At 64.7% G+C, this 12,995-nt stretch carries 10 protein-coding genes; all 10 read right to left on the reverse strand.

Annotated features, from left to right (window positions below; translation table 11 throughout):
• Positions 1–233 precede the first annotated feature (233 nt).
• The 10 genes from ftsZ to mraY all read right to left on the reverse strand — a co-directional run bounded on the left by ftsZ (position 234) and on the right by mraY (position 12,949).
• The gene (gene ftsZ / locus F3H41_RS05520; RefSeq protein ID WP_149737581.1) at positions 234–2,057 is read right to left on the reverse strand and encodes a cell division protein FtsZ; all 1,824 of its coding nucleotides are present in this window, start codon (positions 2,055–2,057) and stop codon (positions 234–236) included.
• Positions 2,058–2,152: 95 nt separating this feature from the next.
• Positions 2,153–3,484, reverse strand: coding sequence for a cell division protein FtsA (gene ftsA, locus F3H41_RS05525; protein ID WP_149737582.1), 1,332 nt, complete (start codon positions 3,482–3,484; stop codon positions 2,153–2,155).
• Entirely contained in the window at positions 3,481–4,383 is a 903-nt protein-coding gene (locus F3H41_RS05530) for a cell division protein FtsQ/DivIB (protein ID WP_280177036.1), read from the reverse strand. Before F3H41_RS05530 ends, ftsA begins: the two co-directional genes overlap by 4 nt.
• Before the next feature lie 29 nt (positions 4,384–4,412).
• A complete protein-coding gene (locus F3H41_RS05535; RefSeq protein WP_149737584.1) occupies positions 4,413–5,339 on the reverse strand; it encodes a D-alanine--D-alanine ligase in 927 nt (308 codons plus the stop codon).
• A gap of 356 nt (positions 5,340–5,695) precedes the next feature.
• Positions 5,696–6,670, reverse strand: coding sequence for a UDP-N-acetylmuramate dehydrogenase (murB, locus tag F3H41_RS05540; RefSeq protein ID WP_149737585.1), 975 nt, complete (start codon positions 6,668–6,670; stop codon positions 5,696–5,698).
• On the reverse strand, positions 6,667–8,082 hold the full coding sequence (gene murC, locus F3H41_RS05545) for a UDP-N-acetylmuramate--L-alanine ligase (protein WP_149737586.1): 1,416 nt from the start codon (positions 8,080–8,082) through the stop codon (positions 6,667–6,669). The genes murB and murC overlap by 4 nt, the downstream gene beginning before the upstream one ends.
• The gene (gene murG, locus F3H41_RS05550; RefSeq protein WP_149737587.1) at positions 8,079–9,203 is read right to left on the reverse strand and encodes an undecaprenyldiphospho-muramoylpentapeptide beta-N-acetylglucosaminyltransferase; all 1,125 of its coding nucleotides are present in this window, start codon (positions 9,201–9,203) and stop codon (positions 8,079–8,081) included. The genes murC and murG overlap by 4 nt, the downstream gene beginning before the upstream one ends.
• 3 nt (positions 9,204–9,206) lie before the next feature.
• Positions 9,207–10,361 carry a putative lipid II flippase FtsW gene (ftsW, locus tag F3H41_RS05555; protein ID WP_149737588.1) on the reverse strand — a complete coding sequence of 385 codons (1,155 nt, stop codon included), beginning with the start codon at positions 10,359–10,361 and terminating at the stop codon, positions 9,207–9,209.
• A gap of 94 nt (positions 10,362–10,455) precedes the next feature.
• Complete coding sequence (gene murD, locus F3H41_RS05560; protein WP_149737589.1) at positions 10,456–11,844, reverse strand: UDP-N-acetylmuramoyl-L-alanine--D-glutamate ligase; 1,389 nt, start codon at positions 11,842–11,844, stop codon at positions 10,456–10,458.
• A gap of 4 nt (positions 11,845–11,848) precedes the next feature.
• Positions 11,849–12,949, reverse strand: a complete 1,101-nt coding sequence (gene mraY / locus F3H41_RS05565; RefSeq protein ID WP_149737590.1) for a phospho-N-acetylmuramoyl-pentapeptide-transferase — start codon at positions 12,947–12,949, stop codon at positions 11,849–11,851.
• Positions 12,950–12,995 lie beyond the last annotated feature (46 nt).

Genomic DNA, 12,995 nt, shown 5'->3' on the forward strand with positions numbered 1-12,995 from the left:
CGTCCTGCTGCCCGAGGCCGGATGGTTCCATGTACGAAGCGGCGGCGTGATGCCTGTCTTCCCTGCTGTCCTGATTCTGAATTTAGCGTCGTGTCCCCGCCAATCCAAATCACTGTTGATGTCGCTTTGTAACGCGTCCTTCACCACCTTCGACCGCGCCAAGTCATTGAAAACACGAAAAATGCCTGGGCGTGAAGCCCAGGCATCCGGCAAGGTGGAAGGAGGAGCGAAGATCAGTTCGACTGACGGCGCAGGAAGGCCGGGATTTCGAGCTGATCGTCGTCCTGCTGACGCGACTGCGGGGTAACGCGGCCGCGGTCGTCAAGCTGGCCCTTACGCGGTGCGTAGAGGCTGGCTTCGGGCGACAGGGGTCTGCGCTGCTGCGAGGCAGCGCTCGGTGCACCGGCCGTCATGTCGGAGGCAACCGACGGTTCCTCCTCATCACGGCGGCTGAGGGACGAGGTGATGCGCTTCAGCAGGCCCATCGGACCACGCTCTTCGGCCTGCGGGGCCTGGGGCTGGGTGCGATGATCAAGCTCGGCCTTCACGACCGGCGAGAAGTCCTCGACCTTCGGCATGCGGACGGTCTCGGGCTCGCGGCGGACGACCGGCTCGAACCGCGGCTCGGCGGCCATCGGCTGCTGCGGCGCGGGCTGGGTCTGCATGACCGGCTCGATGACCGGCTGCGGGCGAGCCATGACGGGCTGGGCTTCTGCCGGCGCTGCGCCTGCAAAGAGCTTGCTTTGCGGGCGGAACTCGGGCTCGGCCTGCTGCGCGACGGGCGCCGGCTGCTGAACCGGGGCAGCGGACGCCTGCTGGGCGGCGGCGCGCTGGGCAAGTTCCAGCTCGCGCTCCATTTCGGCGATGCGGATCGCGCGGGCGATCTCGTCCGTCGTCTGTGCCTCGGGCTGGCGGGCAACCGGCTGCTGGACCGGGACCTGCTGCACGGGAGCCGGTTGGACCGGAGCGGACTGCATTACCGGCTGCTGGACCGGCTGGACGGAGGGAGAAACGGCTGCAGCCGGGCGGACGATGGGCTTTGCGACATTCAGCGGGCGAAAGTCAGCATTCCGGCCAGCCACCTCCGAGACCGCCCGATCGATACCCGTAGCCACAACAGAAACGCGGATGATGCCTTCAAGCTCTTCGTCGAAGGTGGCACCAAGGATGATGTTCGCATCCGGGTCCACTTCTTCGCGAATGCGCGTGGCAGCTTCGTCCACTTCGAAGAGGGTCAGGTCGCGACCGCCGGTGATGGAGATCAGCAGGCCCTGTGCACCCTTCATCGAGGTTTCGTCGAGCAGCGGGTTGGCAATGGCGGCTTCGGCAGCGGCCATCGCACGGCCTTCGCCGGAAGCTTCGCCGGTGCCCATCATGGCGCGGCCCATCTCGCGCATCACCGAGCGGACGTCGGCGAAGTCGAGGTTGATAAGGCCTTCCTTGACCATGAGGTCGGTGATGCAGGCAACGCCCGAATAGAGAACCTGGTCGGCCATCGCGAAGGCGTCGGCGAACGTGGTCTTGTCGTTGGCAATGCGGAAGAGGTTCTGGTTGGGGATGACGATCAGCGTGTCGACCGACTTCTGCAGCTCGGCGATACCCTGGTCGGCAAGGCGCATGCGGCGCTGGCCTTCGAAGTGGAAGGGCTTGGTGACGACGCCGACGGTCAGGATGCCCTTGTTGCGGGCGGCCTGGGCCACGATCGGGGCAGCACCCGTGCCGGTGCCGCCGCCCATGCCGGCGGTGACGAAGCACATGTGGGTGCCGTTCAGGTGATCGATGATCTCGTCGATGCACTCTTCGGCGGCCGCGCGGCCGACTTCCGGCTGCGAACCGGCGCCAAGGCCCTCGGTCACGGCCACACCCATCTGGATGATGCGTTCGGCCTTGGTCATGGTCAGCGCCTGGGCGTCGGTGTTGGCGACGACGAAATCGACGCCTTCGAGGCCTGCGGTGATCATGTTGTTGACGGCGTTGCCGCCGCCGCCGCCGACGCCGAAGACGGTGATGCGAGGCTTCAGCTCGGTAATATCCGGCTTTCTCAGATTGATGGTCATGTTACCCGTTCCTTCCTTGTTTCTGGCCGCCTTGCCGAGCCGGCCAAACCGTGTTGAGTGGCCTTACCCGGCCACCGCAGACGCCGTTTCCAGCGTCAGAAACTTTCCTTGATCCACTGCCCGACCCTCGCGATCCGGCCATTGCCGGAACCAAGTGCGGAGAGCAGACCGCGATCGCCCGCATGCGTCTCCTGATCGGCGACCTGCGGATAGATGATGAGGCCGACCGCCGTCGAAAACGCCGGCCCCTTGGCCGCCGTCGGCAGACCGGCGACGCCGAGCGGACGGCCGATGCGCACGTTGCGGGCGAGAATGCGGCGGGCCGCTTCCGGCAGTCCGGTCAACTGGCTGGCGCCCCCCGTCAGCACGATCCGCTTGCCGACGATCGGCGAGAAGCCGGAGCGCTGGATACGGTCGCGAATGAGTTCGAGCGTTTCCTCGATGCGGGCCTGCACGATGCGCGAGACGAGCGCGCGCGGCACATGCGTCGGCTGGTCGCGGTCATCCTCGCCGATCGGCGGGATGGCGATGATGTCGCGTTCGTCGCCGGCATTGGGAATGGCCGAGCCATGCACCACCTTCAGCCGCTCCGCATCCTCGATGCGGGTCGAAAGGCCGCGGGCAAGATCTGTCGTCACGTGATGCCCGCCGAGATTGACCGCATCGGCATGCACCAGCTTGCCTTCGGCAAAGACCGAGATCGTCGTGGTGCCGCCGCCCATGTCGATGGCGGCGCAGCCGAGCTCGACCTCGTCGTCGACGAGCGCCGCAAGGCCGCTGGCATAGGGCGTCGCAACGATGCCCTCGACCGACAGGTGCGCCCGGTTGATGCACAGTTCGAGGTTTTTCAGCGCCGCGCGCTCGGCCGTCAGCACGTGCATGTCGACGCCGAGACCATCGCCGAACATGCCGAGCGGATCGCGAATGCCGCGCTCGCCGTCGAGCTGGTAGCCGGTCGGCAGGGAGTGCAGGATGGCGCGATCGGCGCGGGCCGACTGCTGGCAGGCCGCCGCCAGAACCTTGCGCAGGTCGTTGGCGTCCACTTCCTGGCCGCCGAGATCGATCGTGGCGGTGTAGACGTCACTCTGCAGGCGCCCGGCCGAGAGGTTGACGATCAGGCTGTCGATGGTCAGCCCCGCCATGCGCTCGGCCGCGTCAACGGCGTGACGCACCACGCTTTCGGCCGCGTCGAGATCGGCGATCACGCCGTTCTTCACGCCACGCGACTTCTGGTGACCGATACCGATTACCTCGATATGGTGCGAGCGGTTCGGCAGGATCTGGCTTTCCTCGCGCGGCGTCAGCCGGCCGATCATGCACACGACCTTGGTCGAGCCGATGTCGAGCACCGAGACGATCTGCGTGCGCTTGGAATTCAGCGGCTTCAGCCGCGGCAGGCCGAAATGGGAGGAACCGAAGATGCTCATAGCGTCGGGGCCTCCAGCTTCTGGCTCTTCTTCAGGGCCTTGGCGCGCGCCTCGACCATTTCCTTGCGTCGCTCGGCGGCGCCCGCCGTCAGCTGGATCGTGGTGCGATCGGCAAGACGAAGATCGACCGCCGCAATGTCACGCTCAAGCAGTTGATGCTCGCCCTCCATGCGGGCCAGCACGTCCATGGCGCGCGGCAGATCGTCTTCCGGCAGCTTCACGACAATGCCATTGTCGAGCTGCAGGTCCCAGCGACGGCCGGCGACACGAATGAAGGCTTTGACGCGGGCATGGAATTCGGGCCAGCGGGAGAATTCGCGGTAGAAATCGGCCGCCGAGGTCTCGGCGTCGCGTCCGACAAAGAGCGGCAGGGCGGCGAACTTGTTGTCGCGCAGCGGCGCGATCACGCTGCCGCTTTCCTCAATGAGCGACAGATCCGAGCCGTGCTGCCAGATGCCGAAGGCCTTGCGCTCCTTCAGGTCGACCTCGATCGTGCCGGGATAGACCTTGCGGACCGAAACGCTCTGCACCCAGGGCAGCTGCGAAATCAGCTTGCGCGCCTCTTCGACATCGAGCGCCACGAGCGAGGTCGTGCCATCGAGGCCAAGCTGCTGGAGAATATCGATTTCCGAGGTCTGGGCATTGCCGGAGACCTTGACGTCCTCGATGGCGAAACCGGCGGCCGTCGTCGTGGTCTGGGCAAAATCCTGCCCGTGGCCACCGAGATGCATGCCGTAAAGGCCGGTTGCCGCGAGAAAGGCGACTGCGGACACGGAGCCCGTGTGGGCCGGAAACTGGACGCGGCCGGTGCCAAGGCTGACGAAGAACCGCACCACACGGCGCAACGGGCGCGGCAACACGATGGCGCCATCACCCTCCGCCATGGCGCGTTCCGCCATGTCACGCTTCCTGCGCGATCTTTTGCCCTTCAACGCGAACAAGACGCATCCTCCACGAGCCAATTGAGAAATTCACCGAAAGAGTAGCCAGCATGAACAGCCATCTCGGGCACGAGGGAGGTCGGGGTCATGCCGGGCTGGGTGTTGATCTCCAGCCAGATAAGCTCGCCTTCTTCGGAGCGGCTGTCATCGAATCGGAAATCCGACCGGCTGACGCCGCGGCACCCGATTGCCCGATGTGCCTCGAGGGCGAGTCTTTGTATTTTTTGGTAAATATTCGGTGAAATTTCTGCCGGGATGACGTGTCGTGAACCACCTTTCACATACTTTGAATCGTAATCGTAGAAGGCATGCCCCTGCGGGATGATTTCGGTGACACCGAGCGCCGTATCCCCCATGATCCCGCAGGTGAATTCCCGGCCGGCGATGTAGCGCTCGACCATGACGCGATCGCCGTATTTCCACTCCGCCGACGAAATGACCTGCGGGGGATGCGACTGATCCTCCTTGACGATGACGACGCCGAAGCTGGAGCCCTCGCGCACCGGCTTCACCACATAGGGCGGGCGCATCGGGTGCACGGTGCCGATCTCGAAGCGATCGACCACCCTCGCCTCGGCCACGGGAATGCCGGCAGCGGCGGCCACGAGCTTGGCCTGCGCCTTGTCCATGGCGAGCGCCGAGGCGAGCACGCCGGAATGCGTGTAGGGAATTTCGAGATATTCCAGGATGCCCTGAATGGCACCATCCTCGCCATAGGGACCGTGCAGCGCATTGAAGCACACGTCAGGCTTCAGCGCCGTCAGCACCGAGGCGATGTCGCGATCGACATCCACCCGCGTCACACGGTGACCGAAGGCCTCGAGCGCATCCGCACAGGCGTTTCCCGAGGAGAGGCTGACCGGCCGCTCCGAGGAAAACCCACCCATCAGGACGGCCACATGCTTGCTGTTCATCACTATCCCCGACATTACCACAGGCTAGGGGCCGGTCCTTGCGTCTGGCTTGTAGGCCGGCCGACTCGTGGCGAAAATCTTGCGCCCAATAGACCCGCTTATGGTTAATGAACCGTTTACTTTGGTTAACCGGATCAACGGGTAGGCACCCGAAAGCGCCAGGGCATGATTCGCCGCCACGCGAAATCGACGCCTTGAATCAAAGTGTTAGGGCGAGCGCAAGGCGGGGGGATGGATTTTTCGCAACACCGGCAGGAAGGTTCGAGGCGGCGCCCCGGCAAGGACCGGAAACGAAAAGGCCCGCCGCATCGACAAACGCGGCAGGCCCTTCAGAACGTGAGAAGGCGGTTCGGACGTCAGGCCGTCAGTTCGCCCATGAAGGCCTTGACCTCGCGTCCAGGCATGAACTGGCCGAGCCGCTTGATTTCCCATTCCAGCATGATGTTCGAGGTCTCGTAGACGCGCTGGCGCACGGTCTCGCCGAGATATTCGAGATCGTAGCCCGTCGCCTGCCCCGTATTGATCATGAAGTTGCAGTGCATCGGTGACATCTGCGCGCCGCCGATCATCATGCCGCGGCAGCCCGCCTCATCGATCAGCTTCCAGGCGGAATGTCCCTCGGGATTCTTGAAGGTCGAACCACCGGTCTTCTCGCGCACAGGCTGCACGGTTTCGCGGTGCAGGCGGACAGCATCCATATCGGCACGGATCTCGGCCTTGTCGCGGGTGAAGCCTTCGAAGATGCCGTAAGTGAAGATGAGGTCGGCGGCCGCGGTCGAGCTGCGATAGCTGTAGCCCATGTCGGCATTATCAAGCACATGCCGGTTTCCCTTGCGATCCACCGCATGCACTTCGACGACACGATCCTTCGTCTCGCCGCCATTGGCGCCGGCATTCATGCGCAGCGCCCCGCCGATCGAGCCGGGAATGCCGTAGTAGAATTCGAAGCCGCCGATGGAATGATCGAGCGCCATGGCCGCAATGTTCTTGTCCGGGCAGATGGCACCAGCCTTGATGCGGTTTTCCCCGACGAGTTCGACATCGCCGAAGCCCTTGGCCGACAGGCGCACCACGACGCCGGGAATGCCGCCATCACGCACCAGAAGGTTCGAGCCGACGCCGGTGACGATCAGCGGCACATCCTCCGGCACGAGCCTGAGGAAGGTGATGAGATCGTCTTCGTCATGCGGCTGGAACATCAGTTCGGCAAGGCCGCCGGCCCGGAACCAGGTGACGCGATCCATCGGCGCATCGGGCGTCAGCCGGCCGCGCAGCGCCTCAACGCCGGGACCGAGCTTTTCGAGGAGCTTTAGACCATCTACCTGTTTCATGCCGTCTTTCCTGCCAATGCCTCAAGGTCGCGTGGCAGAGCCTGCGCCCAATAGGTGATGCTACCTGCGCCCAACAGAACCACGAAGTCACCCGGTTGCGCAATGGAGGCGACGATTGGCGGGATGGCGTCCGGACCCTCGATGGTCCGTGCGTCCCGGTGGCCGCCGGCCTTCATGCGCGAGACCAGCTCTTCCGCGCTAGCACCCTCGATCGGCTCCTCGCCGGCGGCATAGACGGGGGAAATCAATACGGTATCGGCTTCGTTAAAGCAGGCGGCGAAGTCTTCGAAGAGGCTCGACAGACGCGAATAGCGGTGCGGCTGATGCACGGCAATGATGCGCCCGCTGCACGCCTCGCGCGCCGCCCGCAGCACGGCGCGGATTTCCACGGGATGGTGGCCGTAATCGTCATAGACGTTCACGCCGTTCCACTCGCCGGTGAAGGTGAAGCGCCGCTTCACGCCGCCGAACGCGCTGATTCCCTTGGCGATCGCTTCGGCGCTGATCCCGAGACGGTTGGCAACGGCAATCGCCGCCGTCGCATTGGAGACGTTGTGGCGGCCCGGCATCGGCAACTTCAGGTCCTTCAGCTGGATCACCTTGCCGGTGCGGCGGCGGCGGATTTCCACGTCGAAGGTCGAGGTGCCGCGGTCGATGCGCACATTGTGGAAACGCACGTCGGCCTGCGGGTTCTCGCCATAGGTGATGACCTTGCGGTCCTCGATCTTGGAGACCATCGTCTGCACCTCGGGATGATCGAGGCACATGACGCCGAAACCGTAGAACGGCACGTTTTCCACGAACTGGCGGAAGGCCGCCCGCACCGCGTCGAAATTGCCGTAATGGTCGAGATGCTCGGGGTCGATATTCGTGACGATGGCGACATCCGCCGGCAGCTTGAGGAAGGTGCCGTCCGATTCGTCGGCCTCCACCACCATCCACTCGCCCTCGCCCATGCGGGCATTGGTGCCGTAGGCATTGATGATGCCGCCATTGATGACGGTCGGGTCGAGACCACCGGCTTCGAGCAGCGTCGCCACCATCGAGGTCGTCGTCGTCTTGCCATGCGTGCCGCCGATCGCAATCGCATTGCGAAAGCGCATGAGTTCGGCAAGCATTTCGGCGCGGCGCACCACGGGCAGCAGTTTTTCACGCGCGGCGATCAGTTCGGGATTGTTCTTCTTGATGGCGGTGGACACGACCACGACTTCCGCCTCGCCGAGGTTCTCGGCCTGGTGACCGACGAAGACCTCGATGCCCTTGTCACGCAGGCGCTGCACGTTCGCGCTGTCGGCCTGGTCGGAGCCCTGCACGCGGTGGCCGAGATTGTGCAGCACCTCGGCGATACCGCTCATGCCGATGCCGCCGATGCCGATGAAGTGGACGAGGCCGATGCTCTGCGGCATTTTCATGGATGCGTTTCCTTGAATGACGAGACGGAAGCACCGCCGGCAATCGCTTCGACGAGGTCGGCGAGGCGCTTGGCCGCATCGGGCTTGCCGGAGGTCCGGGCGCTTGCCGCCATGCGGGCGAGCTTGTCGGGATCGCCGGAGGCTTCCGTCAGGATGGAAGTGAGACGCTCGACCGAAAGCTCGGCCTGCGCGATGACTTTCGCCCCGCCCGTCGCCGCCAGCGCGGCGGCATTGGCCGCTTGGTCATGGTCGAGCGCATAGGGATAAGGGACGAGCACGGCCGGACGGCCGATGACGGAGATTTCGGAAACCGTCGATGCGCCCGAGCGGCAGATCAGCAGATGAGCGGAGGCGATGCGCTCTGCCATGTCGGTGAAGAAGGGCGCGACATCGGCATGAAGACCGAGCTTGTCGTAGACGGCGACCACAGCATCCTTGTCCTCGGGCCGCGCCTGCTGCGTGATCGTCAGCCGCGAGCGGACGCTATCGTCGAGTCGGCAGATCGCCTGAGGGATCGATTTCGAGAAGAACTGCGCGCCCTGGCTGCCGCCGAAGACGACGAGATGGAAGGCTTCGCCCGCATGCGAGGCTTGGTAGGCCCGCTCGGCGGCCGCCAGCACGGCCGGACGGACGGGATTGCCCGTCACGACGGTCTTGTCCGGATAGGCGCCACCTTCGGGCGGCAGGAAGCCGCCGGCAATCGCCTTGACACGCTTGGCGAGCGCCTTGTTGGCGCGGCCCATCACCGCATTCTGCTCATGGATCACGGTGGGAAGGCCGAGCCCGCTCGCCGCCATCAGGGGCGGTACGGTCGGGTAGCCGCCGAAGCCGACGACGATGGCCGGCTTCTGCTTCAGCATCAACCGGCGCGCCGCGCGCATGCCGCTCCACAGGCGCCACAGCGCCTTGGTCACCGCGACGGGGTTCTTCGACCCGATCGTGGCCGAGGGCACGACATGGATCTCGTCGGCCGGGAAGGTGCCGGCATAACGCTCGGCCCGGCTGTCGGTGACGAGATGCACGACATGGCCGCGCGCCTTCAATTCGTGCGCCAGCGCCTCTGCCGGGAAAAGATGACCGCCGGTTCCGCCGGCGGCAAGAAAGATCGGTCGTTTCGCCATGGTCTACTCCGCGGGAACGCCGACGCCCGCCCGGAACAGGCTGCGCTCCGAGGCGCGTTTTTCCGGCCGGTGGCGGGTCAGCGCCAGGATGAAGCCCGCCGTCACGCAGATCGCCACCATGGACGAGCCGCCATAGGAGATCAGCGGCAGCGTCATGCCCTTGGCCGGCAGCAATTCGAGGTTCACGCCGACATTGATCATCGACTGGAAGCCGATCTGCAGCACAAGACCCGCGACGGCGAAGCGGCTGAAGTCGTTCTTCTCGCGGAAGGCGTGGCTCAAGCCACGCAGGACGAGCACGGCGAAGATCATCACCAGAACCATGCAGAAGATGATGCCGAACTCTTCGGCTGCCACTGAGAAGATGAAGTCCGTATGGCTGTCCGGAATGATGCGCTTGACGATGCCCTCGCCCGGCCCCTGCCCGAACCAGTCGCCGCGAATGATCGCCTCGCGCGCCGTATCCACCTGGAACGTATCGCCCTCGCCGGTGAGGAAGCGGTCGATACGCCCGGCCACGTGCGGCAGCAGCGTATAGGCGACGAAGAAGCCGCCGACCGCGAGGCTGGCGAGCACGATGATCCACAGCCACGGCATGCCGGCCATGAAGAACATGCCGCCCCAGACCGCCGTCGTCAGGATCGTCTGGCCAAGGTCGGGCTGCGCGACGAGCAGCGCCGCGACGATGCAATAGAGGAGGATCGCGAAGAGATTGCCGGGAATTTCCGGCTGGCGCTGATGCTCGGCAAAGAGCCAGGCGCAAACCACGACGAAGGCGGGCTTCATGAACTCCGACGGCTGAATGGATATGCCGGCAAGCGACACCCAGCGCCTGGAGCCCTTGACTTCTGCGCCGAAGAACAGCGCCAGCACCATGGCCCCGAGCGAGAGGACCAGCAGCACGATCGCCGTGCGTCGCACCTGGCGCGGCGTGAAGAAGGAAATGCCGATCATCACCACCAGCGACGGAATGATGAACAGCGCCTGCCGCTTGACGAAGTGGAAGCTGTCGAGACCGATGCGCTCTGCAACCGCCGGGCTTGCCGCGAACGACAGCATCAGGCCGATGCCCATGAGAAGGATGAAGATCGCCAGAAAGAACCGGTCGATCGTCCAGAACCAATCGGCCAAAGGCCCACGTTCGGCTCGGCTCACCATTGTCTGTCCCTCGTCAGGCGCAAGATGCGCGCCGCTTGTCGTTTCGTATGGACCGCCGTCCGCCCCGGCAGCCCGTTCCTGTCGCGCTGGCCGGTCAGACCAGCATGGTCACACCTTCGAGCGCCGCGACATGCCCGACAAAGGCATCGCCGCGCGCTTCGAAGTTCTTGTACTGGTCGAAGCTTGCGCAAGCCGGGGATAAAAGCACCGCCGCCGGACGCCCGTCTGCCTGCGCATCCGCCGCCGCATCGGCCACCGCCGCCTCCAGCGTGGCGGAAATGATGAAGGGAACGGCGTCCCCGAGCGTGGCGGCAAAATCCTCAGCCGCCTTGCCGATCAGATAGGCCTTGGCAATCTTCGGGAAGAAGTCGGAGAGGCTCTCGATGCCCCCCTCCTTGGCTACGCCACCAGCGATCCAATAGATGCGATCGAAGCTCGACAGCGCCGGTGCCGCCGCATCCGCATTCGTCGCCTTGCTGTCATTGACGAAAAGGGTGGCGCCGATACGGCCGACCGGCTGCATGCGGTGCTTGAGGCCCGGGAATGTTGCGAGGCCCGCAAGGATCTCGTCATCCGCAAGCCCGACGGCCCGGCAGGCCGAAATCGCCGCCGCCGCATTCTGCCCATTGTGGGCGCCCTTCAGCGTCGGATGCGCCGCGAGATCGACGAGGACGGATGTCGCCCCCTGATGGGCATCGATGAGCCGCGTGCCCTCGCGATAAAGCCCATCGGCGAGCACCAGGCCCTTGGAGATTCGCACGACGCGCACGCCGTCCCGTTCGATCCGGTCGGCAATGCCGGCGCTGTATCGGTCATCGACGCCGCAGACCGCCGTGTCGCTCGCCGCCACCAGCCGCTCCTTGACGGAGGCGTAGTGCTCCATCGAGCCGTGCCGGTCGAGATGGTCGGGCGTCAGGTTGAGAAGGATGCCGGCCGTCGGGTTCAGCGACGGGGCAAGATCGATCTGGTAGGAGGAGCATTCCACCACGAAGAAGCGCCCAGCCTTCGGCGGCTCCAGCGTCAGCACCGCCGTGCCGATATTGCCGCCGAGCTGCGTGTCGCGGCCGCTCTCTTTCAGAATGTGGGCGATCAGCGCCGTCGTCGTCGATTTGCCGTTGGTGCCGGTGATGGCGATGAAGGGGCAATCGGGCGCAAGGCGCCGGCGCTCGCGCACGAAGAGCTCGACATCGCCGATCACCTCGACGCCAGCCGCCCTGGCAAGGTCCACGGTCCAGTGCGGCTTCGGGTGCGTCAGCGGCACGCCAGGCGAGAGGACGAAGGCGGAAACGCCGGGCCAGTCGATGGTCCGAAGATCCGCCGTGCCGATCCCGGCCGCAGCGGCCTTTGCGACGCTGTCGGCATTGTCGTCCCAGGCCAGCACATCCGCACCGCCCGCCGCGAGCGCCTTGGCCGTGGCGAGGCCGGAGCCGCCGAGACCGAAAAGGGCAACCGTCTTGCCGCGAAAGCTTGTCACCGCAATCATCGGCTTATCGCAGCTTGAGGGTCGAGAGGCCGACCATGGCGAGGATGACGGCGACGATCCAGAAGCGGATCACGACCTGGCTTTCGGTCCAGCCCTTCTTTTCAAAATGGTGGTGGATCGGCGCCATGAGGAAAACGCGCTTGCCGGTGCGCTTGAACCAGAACACCTGGATGATGACCGACAGCGTCTCGATGACGAAGAGGCCGCCGATGATGACCATGACGATCTCGTGCTTGGTCGCAACGGCGATCGAGCCGATAAGACCGCCGAGCGCCAGTGATCCCGTATCGCCCATGAAGATGGCGGCCGGCGGCGCGTTGAACCACAGGAAGCCGAGCCCCGCCCCGATCACCGCGCCGAGGATGACGGCCAGCTCGCCCGTACCCGGCACGAAATGGATCTGCAGATAGTTCGCGAAGACCGCGTTGCCGGCGAGGTAGGCGATGAGCCCGAAGGCGGCCGAGGCGATCATGACGGGCACGATAGCGAGACCATCAAGGCCGTCCGTGAGGTTCACGGCATTGCCGGCGCCAACAATGACGAAACCGCCGAACAGCACGAAGAAATAGCCGAGATTGAGCACCAGATCCTTGAAGAAGGGGAAGGTGACGGACGTTCCGAAGGTCGGCCCGTGCGTGGTGCTGGCAAGCGACGTCTTCATCATGAAGTAGACGGCAATGGCCGCGATGAAGAATTCGATGCCGAGACGCGCCTTGCCGGAGAGGCCGAGATGCGACTGCTTGGTGACCTTCAGATAGTCATCGTAAAATCCGATGGCGCCGAAGCCGAGGGTGACGAGCAGCGTGCAGACCACATAGACGTTGGAAAGATCCGCCCACAGCAGCGAACTGCCGACGATGCCGGCGAGAATCATCAGCCCGCCCATGGTCGGCGTGCCCGCCTTCTTGAAATGCGTCTGTGGCCCGTCGGCGCGGATCGGCTGACCCTTGCCCTGACGGATGCGCAGGCTGTCGATGATGCGCGGCCCGAACAGGAAGACGATCATCAGCGAGGTGAAGAGCGCCGCTCCGGTGCGAAATGTGATGTAGCGGAACAGATTGAAGATTTGAATGTGGTCCGCCAGTTCGACAAGCCAGATCAGCATAAGGGACCTTTCCCCGGGAAGACGCCGCCTGACGGGCGGAGGTGAA

Origin of the sequence: Rhizobium sp. RU20A (genome assembly GCF_900155885.1) — a bacterium.
GTDB lineage: Bacteria > Pseudomonadota > Alphaproteobacteria > Rhizobiales > Rhizobiaceae > RU20A.